This is a genomic window from Allobosea sp. P4_E12 (assembly GCF_056401655.1).
Map to the genome: position 1 here is coordinate 182,755 of NZ_JBFUIY010000005.1, position 18,147 is coordinate 200,901.

15 protein-coding genes are annotated in these 18,147 nt (G+C 63.6%); 8 read left to right on the forward strand and 7 right to left on the reverse strand.

Annotation, left to right across the window (positions count from 1 at the left end; all coding sequences use genetic code 11):
- Nucleotides 1–3 precede the first annotated feature (3 nt).
- The 4 genes from AC1DW9_RS08160 to AC1DW9_RS08175 all read right to left on the reverse strand — a co-directional run bounded on the left by AC1DW9_RS08160 (nt 4) and on the right by AC1DW9_RS08175 (nt 2,617).
- Nucleotides 4–909 (reverse strand): patatin-like phospholipase family protein, encoded by a 906-nt coding sequence (locus AC1DW9_RS08160; RefSeq protein WP_476775312.1) that lies wholly within the window; start codon nt 907–909, stop codon nt 4–6.
- A 73-nt stretch (nt 910–982) separates the two neighbouring features.
- Entirely contained in the window at nt 983–1,303 is a 321-nt protein-coding gene (locus AC1DW9_RS08165; protein WP_441504501.1) for a cupredoxin domain-containing protein, read from the reverse strand.
- A gap of 10 nt (nt 1,304–1,313) precedes the next feature.
- A complete protein-coding gene (locus AC1DW9_RS08170; RefSeq protein WP_441504266.1) occupies nt 1,314–1,838 on the reverse strand; it encodes a DUF4142 domain-containing protein in 525 nt (174 codons plus the stop codon).
- Between the two features lie 95 nt (nt 1,839–1,933).
- Nucleotides 1,934–2,617, reverse strand: a complete 684-nt coding sequence (locus AC1DW9_RS08175; protein ID WP_476775313.1) for an RNA polymerase sigma factor — start codon at nt 2,615–2,617, stop codon at nt 1,934–1,936.
- Nucleotides 2,618–3,030: 413 nt separating this feature from the next.
- Here AC1DW9_RS08175 and AC1DW9_RS08180 point away from each other — a divergent pair, with 413 nt between their 5' ends.
- From AC1DW9_RS08180 to AC1DW9_RS08210, 7 genes are all read left to right on the forward strand, one after another.
- Nucleotides 3,031–4,620, forward strand: a complete 1,590-nt coding sequence (locus AC1DW9_RS08180) for an ABC transporter substrate-binding protein (RefSeq protein WP_441487815.1) — start codon at nt 3,031–3,033, stop codon at nt 4,618–4,620.
- A 73-nt stretch (nt 4,621–4,693) separates the two neighbouring features.
- Complete coding sequence (locus tag AC1DW9_RS08185; protein WP_476775314.1) at nt 4,694–6,304, forward strand: ABC transporter substrate-binding protein; 1,611 nt, start codon at nt 4,694–4,696, stop codon at nt 6,302–6,304.
- Nucleotides 6,305–6,370: 66 nt separating this feature from the next.
- Complete coding sequence (locus AC1DW9_RS08190) at nt 6,371–7,195, forward strand: M55 family metallopeptidase (protein ID WP_441487817.1); 825 nt, start codon at nt 6,371–6,373, stop codon at nt 7,193–7,195.
- A gap of 68 nt (nt 7,196–7,263) precedes the next feature.
- Nucleotides 7,264–8,274, forward strand: coding sequence for an ABC transporter permease subunit (locus AC1DW9_RS08195; RefSeq protein WP_069879020.1), 1,011 nt, complete (start codon nt 7,264–7,266; stop codon nt 8,272–8,274).
- Between the two features lie 48 nt (nt 8,275–8,322).
- Nucleotides 8,323–9,234, forward strand: a complete 912-nt coding sequence (locus tag AC1DW9_RS08200) for an ABC transporter permease subunit (protein ID WP_441487818.1) — start codon at nt 8,323–8,325, stop codon at nt 9,232–9,234.
- A 2-nt stretch (nt 9,235–9,236) separates the two neighbouring features.
- A complete protein-coding gene (locus tag AC1DW9_RS08205; protein ID WP_441487819.1) occupies nt 9,237–10,262 on the forward strand; it encodes an ABC transporter ATP-binding protein in 1,026 nt (341 codons plus the stop codon).
- Entirely contained in the window at nt 10,259–11,239 is a 981-nt protein-coding gene (locus AC1DW9_RS08210; RefSeq protein WP_441487820.1) for a peptide ABC transporter ATP-binding protein, read from the forward strand. The genes AC1DW9_RS08205 and AC1DW9_RS08210 overlap by 4 nt, the downstream gene beginning before the upstream one ends.
- 141 nt (nt 11,240–11,380) lie before the next feature.
- Here AC1DW9_RS08210 and AC1DW9_RS08215 read toward each other — a convergent pair.
- Nucleotides 11,381–12,447 (reverse strand): IS630 family transposase gene (locus AC1DW9_RS08215; protein ID WP_476775315.1). Its coding sequence is split into 2 segments (ribosomal slippage): nt 11,381–11,961 and nt 11,961–12,447, totalling 1,068 coding nucleotides; the frame shifts between segments, so codons are not numbered across the junction.
- 193 nt (nt 12,448–12,640) lie between these two features.
- On the opposite strand from AC1DW9_RS08215, the gene AC1DW9_RS08220 reads away from it, so the two are divergent.
- Nucleotides 12,641–13,303: a peroxiredoxin gene (locus AC1DW9_RS08220; protein WP_476775316.1), complete on the forward strand. Its 663-nt coding sequence runs from the start codon at nt 12,641–12,643 to the stop codon at nt 13,301–13,303.
- Nucleotides 13,304–13,453: 150 nt separating this feature from the next.
- Here the strand turns inward: AC1DW9_RS08220 and AC1DW9_RS08225 are convergent, their stop codons facing one another.
- Together AC1DW9_RS08225 and AC1DW9_RS08230 are read right to left on the reverse strand one after the other, a co-directional pair.
- On the reverse strand, nt 13,454–16,795 hold the full coding sequence (locus tag AC1DW9_RS08225; protein ID WP_476775317.1) for an autotransporter outer membrane beta-barrel domain-containing protein: 3,342 nt from the start codon (nt 16,793–16,795) through the stop codon (nt 13,454–13,456).
- 297 nt (nt 16,796–17,092) lie between these two features.
- Nucleotides 17,093–18,130 carry an amino acid ABC transporter substrate-binding protein gene (locus AC1DW9_RS08230; RefSeq protein ID WP_441504272.1) on the reverse strand — a complete coding sequence of 346 codons (1,038 nt, stop codon included), beginning with the start codon at nt 18,128–18,130 and terminating at the stop codon, nt 17,093–17,095.
- Nucleotides 18,131–18,147: the final 17 nt, after the last annotated feature.

Genomic DNA, 18,147 nt, shown 5'->3' on the forward strand with positions numbered 1-18,147 from the left:
GCCTCAATGAGAGAGCACGCTGCCGCATTCACCCTGTGATCCCGAGTGCTTGTGTGTGCTCAAATGGGCAAGAGCGCCCGGCCGGTCGAGGCCGCCGTCGGCAATCCAGGCGTCGGTGCTCTTCGCCGCCCGTTCGATCAGCTCGCTGGTCATCGAGAAATCATAGGGCGATCCGGCGAGTGGGCAGAGCGGCGGCAGGACGAAGAAATCGATGCTGCCGTCGAGCCCTTGCAGCTCGCTGAAAAGTTGCCGCACGATCAGCAGCGTCAAGGCATGCAGCGCGCTTGCGACGGCCCCGACCGGTGGCTTGTCAAGAGCAAAGGCGTAGCCGGTGGGGAGAACGATCAGGCGCTTGGCGCCGCATGCGATTGCGACCTTGACCGGCGTGTTGCTCGATATCGCGCCATCGGCGAGATAGAGGCCGTTGAACCGTACCGGCGCGAAGGCTGCCGGTATCGCCACGCTCGCAATGATGGCCTGCGCAGCCGAGCCCTCCGAAAGCACGACCGTCTCGCCCGAGAGAATGTCGGTCGTGACGACATGCATCGGGATCTTTGCGTCCTCCAGATTGGCGTAAGAGAGATTGCGCTCAACAAGCCGATGCAACGGATCCGAGGCGATAGGGAAGTCCCGCCGGTACAGGAAGCCGAGCATCGTGCGCCAGCTCAACGGGAACACGTCGCGCCGGCGCAGTCCGCGCCAGATCGTCTCCAGTCGTTGGACACCTTCAAGCGTGGGGTTCCCCGCGTAATAGGCGCCATTCAGCGCTCCGACGCTTGAACCAACGACCATATCGGCTGCAATGCCCTGGCTCGCGAGCGATCGCAGCATGCCGACCTGGATGGCGCCGAAACTGCCACCTCCCGCAAGGACGAAGGCGGTTGCTGGTCGGGCAGCGGCGCTGGTCATGGGCAGGGCCTCCTCGGATTCCGCGGTCGTGACGCCGGGTGCTGTCGCGACCGCGAAGCCAGGATGTCGGCGGCTATGGCGCCGACACCGTGATGCGGCCCTTCATGTTGGGGTGGAAGCGGCAGTAATACTCGACCGTTTCCATCTTCTGCAGGACCAGACTCGCCGATTTCTTCGGCTGGATCATCACGTCCATCCCGCCCTTCACGGTCGCGGTGTGGGCGAGAATGTCCTTGTTGAGCCACTCGACGGTGTCCCCGACCTTCATGGTGATCTCCGCAGGCGAAAACACCAGCCGGTCGATCCCGACCTGAATGGTTTCCGCTTGTGCCGGAACAGCGCCCAGAGTCAGCGACAGTCCGGCAATGGCCCAGAGGCGCCGCTTCAACGACATGATCTTGTCCTCACCGGAGTTCGGCTGCGACATGTGCGGCGTGCTGCTCGTGGCCCTGGAAAATCTTCAGGCCGGTTTCGAGCAGGCCCTTCAGCTCGGTGTTGCTTGCCGAGGGGATCAGCAGTGTCTGGAGCGCGCCGTTCACCTGCTTGTGGTAGGCCACTTCGTTATCGACATAGGCCTTGTCGAAGGCTGCGCCCTGGAGTTTCGAGAGCTTGCTCCGCTCCGCTGTCGCGGCCTGAGACAAGGCGCGGCTGGTATCGTTGTCTTCAGGGCTGACCTTCAGCTTCTTGACCAGGTCGAGCGCCTGCTTGTTCACCGCTTCATGGTCTCGAACCATGTCATGGGCAAAGGCTACGACGGTCTTGTTCTTGGATTTCGCGATGGCTTGCTTTGCCGCCTCGACGTCGATCGTGCCGGCGGTATAGGCGATGTGCGCGATCTGCGGATCGGTCGGCGTGTCGGCGGCTTGCGCCAAGGACATCGCACCGAGAAGGCCAAGTGCGGCCAATGCCGTGTTCTGTCGCGTGAACATGGAACCTCCTTTGCCTGATCGCTTAATTGCTTCAGGCTTTGTCTTTCAATTGACGATCATTGGATGCTGCGGGATCGAAAACGTTCCCGGATTGATCAGGGAAAGCCGAGCCGTTTCATCACCGCGCCGGTCAGGCGCTCGCAGCGCCGGCCGGCAAATGGAAAGGCGTCGAGCAGGACGGGACCGATCTGTTCGTCCAGCTGCTTGCGCAGGAGGTGTCTGGCCCGGTGCAGACGGGTCTTGACGGTTTCGGGCCGCAGACCGAGCAATTCCGCCGTTTCTTCGACGCTCAGGCCTTCGATGACCCTGGCCATGAAGACCGAGCGATAGGCATCGGGGAGATTGTCGGTTGCCCGCTCGACAAGGTGAAGGATCTGTCGTTGCGCCATGGCCCGCTCTGGATCGTCACAACTCGTGTTGCAAGGAAACTGAATGATCTGCGCGGCGGCGGCGCCCCGGTCGCTGGATCGCGCGAGTTCCGCCTCTTTCCGGTTCTTGCGCAGACGCCCGAGCGCTTCGTTGATGACGATGCGGGACAACCAGGTGGCAAGCGTGGAGTCGCCGCGAAAACTCTCGAGATGGGTAAAGGCCCGGAGATAGGCCTCCTGCACGACGTCTTCGGCTTCGCTATCATTGCGGGCGAGACGGTAGAGCCGCTGATTATGCGTCCGCATGATCGTGCGGAATGCATCGCCGTCGCGCGCGAGCGCCCGGCGCGCCAGATCGAGGTCGTTGAGCACCGAGATAGAGTCGAGCGCATCTCTTCGAACCTGCGGCATGGGCGATCTCCTCCCTCTGTAAGAGATGGAAAGCGACGGAAAAGGTTCCCAGAAAAACAGATACGCGCCGGCGGGATCTGCGCTGGCGGCGGCAGTGGTCCGCGAAGCTGATCCTGCCCAGCATAGGCCTGGTGAGCATGCGACGGCCACCGCAGCGAGGCCGCTCATCCATTGCGAAAGCAGGGCCGGGACTGGCCGGTTTATGCGGTGGCGAGGCCGTCCCGGGCTCAGGTCCGATCGGCGTTCATAACCCCAGAAAATCAGCTACCCACTCTCTGCGCATTCCAATAGGTTCAGCCTCAATCGGGACCAACTTCCGTTCGGGCCGACGATCCTGCCGCGGGCAGGGCGGGTTCGGCGGAACTGGGCGCGGACCAATCCGGCCCGAGGGTCATTAAGTGGGAGAGCTGACCATGAAAAAAATCCTGTTCGCCACGCTGTCGGCGGCTGCCCTGATGGCGGCGGGACCGCTGTCAGCCAAGACGTTGATCTATTGTTCGGAAGGTAGTCCCGAGAACTTCGCTCCGAGCATCAACACGACAGGCACGTCGTTCGATGCCAATACCCAGATTTACGACACTATCGTCCAGTTCGAACGCGGCGGGACCAAGGTCCTCCCCGCTCTGGCCGAGAAATGGACGGTTTCGGACGATGGGCTGGTTTACACATTCAACCTGCGCAAGGGCGTGAAGTGGCATAATACCCGTGCCTTCAAGCCGACGCGCGACTTCAATGCCGACGACTTCATCTTCATGATCGACCGGCAGTGGAAAGAAGATAATCCCTATTACAAAGTCACCAGCTCGAATCATTCCTATTTCAACGACATGGGCATGCCCAAGTTGCTGAAGTCGGTCGAGAAGGTCGATGACTACACCGTCAAGATCACGCTGAACAACCCTGAGGCGCCTTTCCTGTCAGACCTCGCGATGCAATATGCCAGCATCCAGTCGAAGGAATATGCCGATGCGATGCTGAAGGCCGGCACGCCCGAGAAGATCGATCAGGATCCGATCGGAACCGGGCCGTTCTCGCTGGTGCAGTATCAGAAGGACGCGATCATCCGGTACAAGGCGTTCCCGGAATACTGGGCCGGCAAGGCCAAGATCGACGACCTGATCTTCGCCATCACGCCGGATGCCTCGGTCCGCTGGGCCAAGCTTCAGAAGGGCGAATGCCATGTCATGCCCTATCCCAACCCGGCCGATCTGGACGCGATGAAGAAGGACGCCAATGTCCAGATCCTGGAGCAGCCGGGCCTGAACATCGGCTATCTCGCCTACAACACCACCAAGAAGCCGTTCGACGACGTCAAGGTGCGCCATGCCGTCAACATGGCGATCAACAAGAAGGCGATCATCGACGCCGTCTATCTGAGCAGCGGCATCGCGGCGATCAATCCGATTCCGCCCTCGATGTGGTCCTACAACGAGACCGTGAAGGACGATCCCTTCGATCCCGAGGCCGCCAAGAAGGCGCTTGCCGAGGCGGGTTATCCGAACGGCTTCGAGATGGACCTCTGGGCCATGCCGGTGCAGCGGCCGTACAACCCCAACGCCAAGCGCATCGCGGAGCTGATGCAGGCGGATCTCGCCAAGGTCGGCATCAAGGCCGAGATCAAGACCTTCGAGTGGGGCGAGTACCGCAAGCGCCTGCAGGCGGGCGAGCATCAGGCCGGCATGTTCGGCTGGACCGGCGACAATGGCGATCCGGACAACTTCCTGCACACGCTGCTGGGTTGCGATGCGTCGAAGAACAATGGCGGCAACGTCGCGAAGTTCTGCTACCAGCCCTTCGAGGACATCGTGCAGAAGGCCAAGAAGATTACCGATACGGCGCAGCGCACCGAGCTCTATCGCCAGGCCCAGGTGATCTTCAAGGAGCAGGCGCCCTGGTTCACCATCGCGCATGCGGTGCAACTGAAGCCTGTCCGCAAGGAAGTGAAGGACTTCAAGCTATCCCCGTTCAGCAGGCATACCTTCTATGGCGTTGACATCAATTGAGGCCCCGCCCCGACTGATGCATTGATTGGAGCGCGGCCGAGAGGCCGCGCCCTTTTTACTTCGGGAGAGCGTCATGAAGATTAGACATTTCGCAGCGGCGTCTGCCGTTGCGTTAGCTTTACAGGCTGGCGCGGTCGCGGCTCAAACGCTCGTCGTCTGCTCAGAGGCGAGTCCCGACTTCCTCAATCCGCAGTTCTCTTCGCAGAACACGGCTTACGACGTGGCGGCCCAGATCTATGATCGCCTGGTCGCCACCGAGCGCGGCGGTTCCCAGATCATTCCGAGCCTGGCCGAATCCTGGACCATTTCCGAGGATGGGCTGACCTATACGTTCAAGCTGCGCAGCGGGGTGAAATGGCACGCGAACAAGGCGTTCACGCCGACACGCGGCTTTACGGCCGATGACGTGGTCTTTTCGTTCCAGCGCATGTTCGACGAGAACCATCCCTACCATAAGGTCGGCAGCACCAATTATCAGTTCTTCAACGAGATCGTCCGGCCCAGCCTGAAGGCGGTCGAGAAGGTCGATGACCAGACCGTCCGGCTCATCCTGTCACGGCCCTACGCACCCTTGCTCAGCGCGCTTTCGGTCGAGCCCATGTCGATCCTGTCGGCGGAATATGGCGATGCGATGCTGAAGGCGAGCACGCCCGAGCAGGTCAACCAGGCGCCGATCGGTACCGGCCCATTCTCGTTGCTGGCCTACCAGAAGGACGCCACGATCCGCTTTCGCGCGGTGCCCGACCATTGGACCAAGGCGGCCGGAAACCGGGATCGCATGGCGCTGGTCAACGACCTGATCTTCGTGATCACGCCGGATGCCTCGGTGCGGTTCGCCAAGGTGAAATCGGGCGAATGCCAGATCGCGCGCTATCCGAATCCCGGCGACCTGCCGGCGATGCGGGCCGATCCCAATCTGACGATGCTCTCCGGCAGCATTGCCGATCAGAGCTTCCTCGCCTTCAACCAGCAGAAGAAGCCCTTTGACGACAAGCGGGTGCGCGAGGCACTGGTCTATGCGACCAACATCCCTGCGATCATCGATGCAGTCTATCAGGGCACCGGCAAGCAGACAGCCGCGATCGTCCCGCCATCGCTCTGGTCGCATCACGAAGGCCTGAAGCCGCGCCCCTATGATCCGGAGAAGGCCAAGGCCCTGCTCGCCGAGGCGGGCCTGCCGAACGGCTTCAAGACCACGCTCTGGGCCATTCCCGTCGTTCGCGCCTATATGCCGAACGGACGCCGTGCGGCCGAGCTGATTCAGGCGGACTGGGCGAAGATCGGCGTCCAGGCCGAGATCCAGAGTTTCGAATGGGGTGAGTATCTCAAGCGCGGCCGCGCCGGCGACCATGAGGTCGGCATGTTCGGCTACACCTGGGACTATCCGGATCCGAGCCAGATCCTGCTGTCAGGCTGGCATTGCGATGGCGTGAAAACCGGTGCCAACCGTGCCCGCTGGTGCAACAAGGAATTCTCCGACCTCCTGACCAAGGCCAATACGATCACGGATCAGGGCGAGCGCACCAAGATGTTCCTGCGCATGCAGGAGATTTTCCAGGAAGATGTCGGGGGTCTGCTCTTTGCAAACGCGCAGGCCTTCACGCCGGTGCGCAAGGATGTGAAAGACTACAAGATCCATTTCTTCGGCGGCCAGCCCTTTACCGGTGTATCGCTGGCGAAATGACGTTGACATTCGGGCGCGGAGAGGCGAACCGCGCCCGAATACAATTGGTGGCGGGGGCGCAGTATCATGCGGATCTATATTTCGGCGGATATCGAGGGCATCGCCGGTGTCGTGACGCGCGAGCACACGCGCCCCGAAGGGTTTGAGTATCAGTCGGCGCGCATCTGGATGACCGACAGCGTCGCCGCCGCCGCCAACGCCGCCTTCGCGGCTGGGGCGAGCGAGGTTGTCATCAGCGACAGCCATGGCAACGCGCAGAACCTGCTGCTGGACCGCCTGCCCAAGGCAGTCCAGGTCGTCCGATCCTGGCCGCGCCCGCTCTCGATGATGCAGGGCATGGAGTCGGGCGAGTATGCCGGCGCGCTTTTCATCGGCTACCACGCTGGCGCCACCAACCCGGACGGCATCCTGGCGCACACCTTTCGCAGCGCTTCGCTGCGCGAGGTTCGCGTCAATGGCGTCTCGGCCCCGGAAGCGATGATCAATGCCGCGATCGCCGGGCATTTCGGCACGCCCGTGCTGCTGGTCAGCGGCGATGATGTCTGCATCGAGGAGACCAGGGCGCTCCTGCCCGATATCGAGGCCGTCACGGTCAAATGGGCGCATAGCCGCCTCTCGGCGCGCACCTTGATGCCGGAGGCCTCGTACGAGCTGATTGCCGAGGGCGTGCAGCGCGCCATCGCACGCCGGGCGGGGATCGTCCCCTATCGGCTGCCGGGCCCGATCACGCTGGAACTCAGCTTCCTCTATCGGCAGCCGGTCGAGTACCTCGTCATGCTGAAGGGCATCGAGCGCCTCGACGCGTTCACGGTGCGCTACATCGCCGACGATATCCTCGATTTGCAGCGTTTCCTGGTCTTCGCATTAGGATATAGTTCTAATTTGCAATAGCAGGACGAAACATCCCGTTCGCGGTCCATGCTTCAGGCCGCCGGTACCCCGACAAGACTGGCTCATCCATGCTGCGTTTCATCCTGACCCGCGTCAGCCTGGTGATTCCGACCTTCATCGGCATCACGCTGCTCGCCTTTTTCCTGATCCGGCTGGTCCCGGGCGATCCGATCGAAACCATGGCCGGCGAGCGTGGCATCGATCCGGCCCGCCACGAGCTTCTGCGCAAGGAGTTCGGCTTCGACAAGCCGGTTCTGACGCAATACGGCATCTATATCAGCCGTGTCCTGCAGGGTGATCTCGGCAAGTCGATCGTGACACGCGAAAGCGTCATCTCGGAATTCTCGGCGCTGTTCCCGGCGACGATCGAGCTTGCGCTGTGCGCGATCTTCCTGGCGCTGGCGATCGGCCTGCCGGCTGGCATCCTGGCTGCGGTCAAACGCAACTCGATCTTCGATCACGGCGTCATGGGACTGTCCCTGACCGGCTATTCCATGCCGATCTTCTGGTGGGGCCTGCTGCTGATCCTGCTGTTCTCCGTGCAGCTCGGTATCACGCCGGTCTCCGGCCGCATCGCGGTGCAGTATTATATCGAGCCGGTAACCGGCTTCCTGACGATCGACAGCCTGCTGGCGGGCGATTTCGGCGCCTTCAAGTCGGCGCTGTCGCATCTCGTCCTGCCGGCGATCGTCCTGGGTACGGTCCCGCTTGCGGTCATTGCCCGGATGACGCGCTCCGCCATGCTTGAAGTGCTCGGTGAGGACTATATCCGCACGGCACGCGCCAAAGGCATGGCGCCTCTCAGGGTCATTGCGCTGCACGCGCTGCGCAATGCGCTCATTCCGGTGGTGACGGTCATTGGTCTGCAGGTCGGCGTGCTGTTTACCGGCGCGATTCTGACCGAGACGATCTTCTCCTGGCCGGGAGTCGGCAAATGGCTGATCGAGGCGATCAGCCGGCGCGACTATCCGGTCCTGCAGGGGGGCACCCTGTTAATCGGCGTCGTCGTCATGAGCGTCAACCTCCTGGTCGATCTGCTTTACGGCCTGATCAATCCACGCATCAGACATGCGCGCTGAAGGACCTGTGATCGTGACATGGCTGATTTCTTCGCGGGACGCTGACAGATGACTGCCGAAACGCTTGAAGCACCCTCCGCTGCCGTGCCGGCTGGCACGCCGCCGCATCCGCTGCGCGAGTTCTGGAGCTATTTCAGCGCCAATCGCGGCGCGGTTGCCGGGCTCGTCGTCATCGTGGCGGTGTTGCTGATGGCGGTGTTCGCCGATGTCCTCTCGCCACACTCGCCCTATCTCACCAACAATGCCGTCTTCCTCAAGCCACCCTTCTGGCAGGAGGGTGGCTCGCTGGCCTATCCGCTCGGCACCGACGCGATCGGCCGCGATATCCTGTCCCGACTGCTTCATGGCGCGCGTCTCTCACTGGTGATCGGCATCGTGGTCGTTGCCATCGCCATGGCGGCAGGCATCGCGCTCGGCCTGGTTGCCGGCTTCTTCAAGGGCATCACCGAAATCGTCATCATGCGGCTGATGGACATCGTCCTGACGATGCCGAGCCTGCTGCTCGCCATCGTCATCGTCGCGATCCTCGGGCCGGGCCTGATGAACGCGATGCTGGCGGTCGCCATCGTGGTGCTGCCGCACTATGTCCGCATCACGCGTGCGGCGGTGATTGGCGAAACCTCCAAGGACTATGTCATCGCAGCCCGCGTCAGCGGTGCCGGCACGCTACGCCTGATGTTCAAGGAAGTGCTGCCGAATTGCGCCGCCCCTCTGATCGTCCAGGCGACGCTCGGCGTCTCCACCGCGATCCTCGACGCGGCGGCGCTCGGCTTCCTCGGCCTTGGCGCCCAGCCGCCGACGCCCGAATGGGGCACGATGCTGGCCGATGCGCGTGAATTCGTGCTGCGCGCCTGGTGGGTCGTCACCTTGCCGGGCCTGATGATCCTGATCACCGTGCTGGCGTTCAATCTGCTCGGTGATGGCCTTCGCGATGCCCTCGATCCCAAACTGAAGCGCTGACCATGCCGCTGCTCGAAGTTGAGAATCTGAGTGTCGAGTTCCCGACCTCTACGGGGGTGATGCGGGCGGTCGACGGTGTCAGCCTGTCGCTCGAGGAAGGAGAGATCCTCGGGGTGGTCGGCGAGTCCGGTTCAGGCAAGAGCGTCACCATGCTCGCGCTGATGGGACTTGTCGCATATCCCGGCCGAATCAAGGCCGACCGACTCGCCTTTGCCGGGCGCGACCTGCTCAAGATCTCCGATCGGGAGCGCCGGAAGCTCACCGGCAAGGATGTCGCGATGATCTTCCAGGAGCCGAGCACCAGCCTCAATCCCTGCTTCACCATCGGCTTCCAGCTGGCCGAGACGCTGAAGGCGCATGAGGGGATGGATAGCAAGGCGGCGCGCAGGCGCAGCATCGAGCTGCTCGAACAGGTTGGAATCCCTGCGCCGGAAAGCCGCCTCAAGGCCTTCCCGCATCAATTGTCCGGCGGCATGAACCAGCGCGTCATGATTGCCATGGCGATCGCGTGCAACCCCCGGCTGCTGATCGCCGACGAGCCGACGACGGCGCTCGACGTCACCATCCAGGCGCAGATCCTCGATCTCCTGATGTCGCTGCAGAAGGAGCGCGGCATGGCGCTCGTCCTGATCACTCATAATATGGGCGTGGTCGCGGAGACTGCGCAGCGCATCATGGTGATGTATGCCGGGCAGGTGATGGAGGAGCGCAATGTGGCGTCCCTCTTCGCGGCCCCCCAGCATCCCTATTCCGCAGCACTTCTTGCCGCCCTGCCGGAGCGCAGCGAAGGCGAGCACCGGCTCGCGACGATTCCCGGCATGGTTCCCGGCCCGCATGACCGCCCGCAGGGGTGCCTGTTCAGCCCGCGCTGCGCCTATGCCACGGATCATTCGCGCCTTGTGCGCCCGGATCTCCGGCCCTGGCAGGGAGGGCAGATCCGCTGCCACTACCCGCTCGGCGATCCGGAGCGGGAGAAGGCCAGAGCGGCGGGTGGCATTCACCCCGTGACGGTGGAGAGCACATCGTGAGCACTCCCATCGTCACAGCGCGCGAACTGACACAGGTCTATTCGGTCAATCGCGGCTTCCTCCGCGCGCCGGCCCAGTTGCAGGCGGTCACCGGCGTGTCCTTCTCCGTGGAAGCCGGCAAGACGCTCGCCGTCGTCGGCGAATCCGGTTGCGGGAAGTCGACGCTCGCCCGCATGGCGACGCTGATCGAGAAGCCGACTTCGGGCGCGTTGATGCTCGACGGTCTTGACGCCGTCACGCCTCCTCCGGGCGAAGCCAAGCGCCTGCGGCGAACCGTGCAACTCGTCTTCCAGAACCCCTATGGCTCTTTGAACCCGCGCAAGAAGATCGGCGCGATCCTGGAAGAACCACTTCTGATCAATACCGCGCTGACGAAGGCGGAGCGGACAGAGCGGGCGCGGGCGATGATGGCCAAGGTCGGCCTGCGTCCGGAGCACTACAACCGTTATCCGCATCAGTTCTCGGGGGGGCAGCGCCAGCGCATCGCGATCGCGCGCGCGCTCATCCTCTCGCCGAAGCTGCTGGTGGCCGACGAGCCGGTCTCGGCGCTCGACGTCTCGATCCAGGCCCAGGTGCTCAATCTGCTGGCCGACCTTCAGGACGAGCTCAAGCTCGCCTATCTCTTCATTTCGCATGATCTCGGCGTCGTGCGTCACATCGCACATGACGTGATGGTCATGTATCTCGGCCACGCCATCGAGCATGGCCCGAAGCATGCGATCTTCGCTCGGCCCTTGCATCCCTACACACAGGCGCTGCTGGCCTCGACGCCAAGCGTGGCGGCAGGAAAGCGCGAACGCATCGTGCTGCGCGGCGAGCTGCCGTCGCCGCTCGATCCGCCGAAGGGCTGCGTGTTCTCGACCCGCTGCCCCTATGTGACCGATCTCTGCCGGGCCGAGCGCCCGGTGGCGCGCCAGCTGGATGAGCGGCTCGTCGCTTGCCATTACGCGGAACGCTTCCTGGCCGAGGCGGCCTGAGCTGCAAGCGCGAGCAGTCGCGGTCGACTTCGATCGACCGCGACAGTGTTGGGACGTGGTTTTTGTTGAAGATCGGGGGGCGGCCGCGTCAGGGCTGATTGCCTGCGTTCGCCGCGATGGCCTGCCTTATACCAACGGCCCTCATGATTGACCGACATGAGCCCACTCTCGCATTCCGATTGAGGTGATGGTCTTTGGCTGTGCGACGAGGCGGTTCCATGCGTCGCAGGCAGCGTCGATGATACCGTCGTAGGTGTCGAAGACGCGGTTGGAGAGCCAGTTGGCGCGCAGATACTGCCAGACATTTTCAACCGGGTTCAGTTCCGGGGCGCGGGAGGGCAGAAAGATCAGGGAGATGTTTGCGGGCACGACGAGCTTGCCGGTGGTGTGCCATCCGGCGCGATCGAGCAGCAAGACCGCATGCGCGCCCTTGGCCACCGTCCTGGCGATCTCGTCGAGATGGGCCTGCATGGCGTGGGTGTCGGCGAAGGGCATGGCGAGCGCTGCGCCGACGCCCCGTGCCGGACAGATCGCTCCGAAGAGATAGGCGCTTTCGTAGCGCTGGTCGGCCGGTTGGCGCGGCCTCGTTCCGCGCCTGGCCCATTGCCGGACAAGGCCGTTCTTCTGGCCGATGCGGGCCTCGTCCTGGAACCAGAGTTCGATCGGCCTGCGCTTCGGGAGGTGAGCGAGATGGGCCTTCAGCGTCACCGCGAAGTTTTTTTGAACGCCTCGATCACGCGCTTGTCCTGGGCCGGGTGGTGCGGCCGCGCGCTGATGTGAGTGAAGCCGATCTGCTTCAGCAGTTTGCCGATCGTGCGCTCGTGGTAGTCGACGCCGAAGCGCTCGAGGACGATCTTCTGCAGGTCGATGCGACGCCAGCGCACGACGCCATGAACGGCGCGGTCGGGGCCGATCTCGACGATCTCGGCGAGTGCGATCAACTGGTCCTTCGACAGCTTGGGCGGGTGTCCCTTGGATCGAATGTCGCGGAGTCCGTCGGGGCCGCGTTCGTTGAACCGATGGACCCAATCACGCAGCGTCTGGCGGTCCATGCCGCCGATCCGCGCTGCCTGCTCCCGATCCATGCCGTCGAGAACCGCGGCCAACGAGAGAAGCCGTCGGCTCTGGTTGGCGTGCCTCGACCCGGCCGCGATCCGTCGCAGGTCAAAGGCCGAGTAGTGCGTCCGAAGCTTCACCGCAGCTGGCATGGCGCGAATCCTCCTCGCGCCTATGGAATCAGTGAACCGGGCCGCCGAAAAGACCCCGTGAGTCAGCCTCAGCGGCCGTTGGTATTACGCCACCATTGATCTGGTCCAGTGGCCGGTCGCGAATGTCCTTCGCCCAGCCGTTCCGTGTTAATATCGGCCTGTGCGACAAGGTCGTTGCGACAGGAGGCTTGTGATGATTCTCCAGCTCGGCAGTACAGCACCTGATTTCGAGGCCGAAACGACGGAAGGGCGCATGCGCTTCCACGACTGGATCGGCGATTCCTGGTGTGTGCTCTTCTCCCACCCCAAGGATTTCACGCCGGTCTGCACGACCGAGCTCGGCTACATGGCCAAGATCAAGCCCGAGTTCGATCGGCGCAACGTCAAGATCATCAGCTTCAGCGTCGACCCGGTCGGGAACCATGCACGCTGGGCGCAGGACATCGGGGAGACGCAAGGCCACAAGCCGAACTACCCGATGATCGGCGATCCGGATCTGGAGATCTCCAAGCTCTACGGCATGCTGCCGGCCAGCACATCCGGCACCTCGGATGGCAGGACGCCGGCCGACAACCAGACCGTGCGCAATGTCTTCGTCATCGGGCCGGACAAGAAGATCAAACTGATCCTGGTCTATCCGATGACGACAGGGAGGAATTTCGACGAGGTTCTGCGTGTCATCGATTCGCTCCAGCTGACGGCGAAGCACCGGGTCGCGACCCCCGCCAACTGGAAGCAGGGTGAAGACGTGATCATCGCCGGCTCGGTGTCGAACGATGAAGCAAAGCAGCTCTACCCGGATGGCTGGAGGGAACCCAAGCCCTATATCCGCATCGTGGCGCAGCCTGGGGGCTGAGAGAGACTTTGCCTCAAGCCATGCTCGCTACAGTCGCAGTAAGGCGACGAGCCGTGGGAGCAGGATTGCAGCCCGCCCGTGGCCGGTTCTGCGCCAGAGGGGCGGCTGGTTGCATCAGCGCCCGTCAATTCCTCGCTTTGGTGTTGCGGCTCACCAGCTGACCTTGATGCCGAGCCTGCCGTCATAGGCATGCGAGCGGCCGTTGAGGCCGATCGAGTAGCCGGCGCTGGCGTAGAGGGCGGTGTTCCTGGTCATCTGCGCGTCGGCGCCGACCTTGAACTCGGCCCAGCTGCCGCCGAGATCGGCGCGAAACGGGATGAAGCCGGTGGCTGAGGAGAACGCGGTCTTGGGATTGCCCAAGAACTCGTTCCAGAGGCTGGCCTTCAGCCAGGCGGTCAGCATCCGCGGTTTGACGCCGCCAGTGGCGTCCTCCAGCGTCCAGCTTCGCGCAAGGCGGGCGCCGATCCGGCCGGCGAGTGAGTCGGCATCGGAGAAGCGCACCAGCGCTGCCGTGTCGGAGGCGCTCCCGTTCGAAATCGTTTGATAGACCAGTTGCGCCTGCGGCTCGAGGATGACGCCGTAGCCGAGCTGGAGCGGATAGCCGCCCTCGAGCGAGGCGGCAAAGCCGAACGCGTCGCGGTTGAGGATGAAGCCGCGCTTGGAATCGGCCTTGGCATCATACCAGGTGCCCTGGACGACGCCGTCGAGATACCAGCCCGACGGCCCGAAATGGGTCCAGTAGCCGCCGAGCGAGTAGGCATCGATGGTGTTCCGCCCGGCCCTGATGCCGTTGAAATGGGTGACGTCGCCCTCGATCCGGCCAATCGCGGCATAGATGCCGGCATGGTCTCGCGAGCCGTCGGCGCTCACGCTGCGATAGAGGTCGAGACCGGCCTGGAAGGCATAGAGGTCGTAGTCGTAATTCGGGCCGTTGCGGAAGATGCCCCAGGGCCCGCCATCCTGGTTGCCATGGGTGCCGATGATCCGGGCCCAGCCGGCCGAGGCATAAGAGCGACCGGGTGCGGCTGCGCTCGCCGGCAGCCGCACGGTGGTCGTGCAGCGAAAGTTCTTGTCGGGGTTCTTGCACCAGATCGTGCGCTCCTCGCTGACCGCCGGCGCTTCCAGCGGCGCGAGTTCGCCGACGCGCTCATGCAGGCTGTCGATCAGGGTACGGCCATAGATCAGCTGCATCGCCGGCAGCGCCGCATAGAGCGAGGTTTCGCGCCGAAAATCCGGGATGCCCGTTCCTGGTGGAGATGGCGTCGGTCCGGGACCGGGCGGCGCAGGGGTTATCTCGGAGCGCAGGTACCAGTTTTCCGGACCCGAGGCGTCGACGCTGCTGCGGTACAGTGAATACTCATAAGGGCCCGCGACCACCGGCCGGCCGAGCGCGAAGGCTCCAGGCACGGTCGTGCCACCATTGATCGCGTCGACCACCAGGATGCCGTTGCCGATGGTGAGATTGCCCGGGCCCGTGGTGTTCGTCACGCGCAGGAACGAATTGCCACTGGCAACGCCGCCGTTGATCACCAGCCGGTCCGAGGGAGAGCCATCACTGCCGAGGAAGGTGTTGAGCCCGAGCGTTCCGCCTGCGCCCAAATAATTCCGTGTCGTCAGCGTCTTGTAGCTGCCCAATTTCGTTGGATCGCCACCCGGCGGCGTGAACTGGATCAGCCCGGCATTCGCGACCTGCTGCGTGACGGTCGAGTTCGCGGTGACCGTCCAGGTGCTGGTCGGGTCGACCGTGACATTGGTCACGTCGAAGGCCGCCCCCGTCCATTGCGAGCCGGTTGCGAGGCTGATGTTGGCGGTGGTCTGCGCGGCGACGAGCGCATCGCCGGTCAGGACGCTCCCGTTCGAGGCGTCAAACTGCACGGCGGTTGGCTGCGCCGGGCCGAAGGTGCTGGCGAAGGTCTGGAGCAGGAGCCCGCCACCGCCGGTCACGACCGTTCCAGCCGTGGTGAGATTGAGCGGACCTTGTGCCTCGACCGCGGTCGAGGTCGTACTGACGAGACCGCCGCCCGACAGCCTGACGATGTTCACGCTGGCTGGGGTGATGTTCAACGAGGAAAGGCCAACGGTGCTCGAACCCGTCGCCTGCACAGTCGTGCCGGTCAGGTCGATCAAGCCCGGCCCGCCATTGATGAAGAGGGCGGCGCCACGTGCTCCGGAAGTGGTCACGCGCGAAGCGCGCCCGATGACGGTGCCGTTGGAATCGACGCGGATGCCGAATGCGTTCGTCCCCGTCGTGGTGATCGTGTTGTCGGTCATGTCGACGGTGCCGCCGAGGCCGGCATCGGCGCCGGCCGCACCATTGCTCGAGGTCACAGTGATGGTCGTGCCGGTGCTGGTGATCAGGGCTCCGGCTCCCTGTGCCAGCAGACCGCTGACCGGAATCGCGCCGACCAGGCTGAAGACCGAGGCGACGGGGCCGGCGGCCGTCGCGAGATTGGCCGTCTGAAGCACGTAGGCGTTCGGGCCCTGCTCGGAGTTGATGTTGATGACGCTGCTCCCCGACAGCGTGATGCTGCTATTGTCTCTCGCCCAGGCACCGGCAGCGGCATTGGAGCCTTGAACCGTCACATTCGCGATGTTGAGCGAGCCACCGTTCGCGGCGAAGAGGCCGGTGCTGCCCGGTCCGCCCGAAGTGTTGTTGAGATTGATAGTTAATCCGCTGCCGATGGTTCCAAGTGCCACCGTCGTATTGTCGACGCCTATGCCGACATTGCCGGTGCCGTTCATTTGAAACGTCGACCCGGGAAGGATGCTGACCTGGCCGCCGTCATGGAGATAGATCCCCATCGAGCCGCCGCCATTCATCGTGACCGGAATGAGAACGTCCGCAATGACGCGGCTGCCGGCACCTGAAGCCCCGAGACCGACGGAGTTGAACGCAGCCGTCGTGATGCTCGTGCCACTATGAAGATTGACGGCGCCGCCGCCCTCCGCGATCGCGCCATGGCCAGCCGAGATGGTGGGGGTTGCGGTCGCGGTGTTGTTGACGATGACGTTGGTTGCGTCGATTCTGCCGCCGATCGCAACCAGTGCCGCTCCAACGCCGGTCGTCGTGATCGAAACGCCGCCGAGAATTGCGCTGCTGGTCGCGCCATTGGCAAGAACTGCGTGGCCGCCTTGGGTCAGGATGCTGAGATTGCCGTTTGGCACGGTGATCGCGCCGCCATTGGCCTGGAGCGCATTGCCGTTCAATGCCTGAAAGGTAATCGCGCCGGGAAGGGGGCCTGCCAGACTGTCGATGACGAGCGTGCCACCGGTGACGTTGCTTGCGTTCGTGGCACCGGCCGTCGCGACATTCGTGCTGCCGACGACGGTCGTGGTGCCCGCCGTGACATTGATCGTCGCCGTGATCGTCGGTGGGCTCGGCCCGACCGTCTGGGCGCCGAGCGGGAGGGAGGACAAGAGCAGTCCGACGCTTGCTGCTCCGCAGGCTGGCAGGCCACTCGTAGGCACGACCCAACGGTACATCATTCTCATGATGCCCTCCGATTGCGGTGGCGCTTGCGTCCTTCTGTTCTGCTCTCGCCTTGCGCCGAATCACCCGTGTTTCTGCCGTATCTGCGGATACTGGCTGCAGCGCGGACAACTGTCGATCAGGGAAAGCCCTGAGATGCGGCATTCGCGGCTTCGTTGGTTTCCATGAGATTAACGACGGTTCCCACGCAACATGACCGCCGTGGCCGGTCGGCCATGGCGGTCATGTTGCGTGGGGTAGTCGGAGGGGCAGCGGTTGAGGCGGCGAAGGATCAGAGGACTTCGCCGCGTTCAGCGGATTCAGCGCAGCGGGGGAGCGTACAGGATTCCGCCCATGCTCCAGAGCTGGTTCAAGCCACGCGGGATGCCGAGGCGGGATTTCACACCAAGATTGCGCTCGTAGAGTTCAGAGTAGTTGCCGACGGCCTTCACGGCCCGAATGGCCCAGGCATTGTCGAGCCCGAGCATCTTGCCGAAACCACCCTCGGCGCCGATGAAGCGACGGACGTCAGGCTTGGCGGAGGCCAGGGCCTCGGCCGTGTTGGTTGAGGTGATGCCAAGCTCCTCGGCGTTCACGAGAGCAAAATTCACCCATTTGACAAAGGTGAACCAGGCGAAATCGTCACCGCGCGTTACCGGGCCGAGCGGCTCCTTCGAGATCACGTCGGGCAGGATGACGGCATCGGCGGGGCGAGGAAGCTTCAGGCGTTCGGCATAAAGCGCCGATTGGTCGCGCGTCAGCACATTGCATTCTCCGGCCTGGAAGGCCGCGAGAGCAGCGGCAGCCGTCGGGAAGGCACGCTCTTCATAGGTTATCGAGTTCGAGCGCAGGAAGTCCGAGAGGTTGAGTTGCGTCGTCGTGCCCGCTTCGACGCAAATCTTGGTGCGGTCGAGTTCGAGCGCCGAGGTTGCCGTCACCGACTTCATGATCATGAAGCCCTGGCCGTCGTGATAGGTCACGCCGGCGAAAGACAGGCCGAGCTCGGCCTCGCGCGCCAGAGTCCAGCTGGAGTTGCGCGAGAGCAGGTCGACCTGGCCGGCGCGCAGCGCGTCGAAACGCTGGCTCGCCGAAAGCGGTACGAAGCTGACCTTGGCCGGATCATCGAAAATCGCGGCCGCGACGGCACGGCAGAAATCGACATCGAAACCCGACCACGCGCCTTGCGCATCCTTCTCGGAGAAGCCGATCAGGCCTTCGCTGACGCCGCATTGCAGGGTGCCGCGCTGCCTGACGGTGTCGAGCGTTCCGGCTGCGGCCGGCTGCGCCGCTCCCCAGAGCGTGACGGCCGCGAAACAGGCAAGCGCGCTGCGAAGGTAGGTCTTGGCCGCGTTCAGCATGACCATCGGTCTCCGGT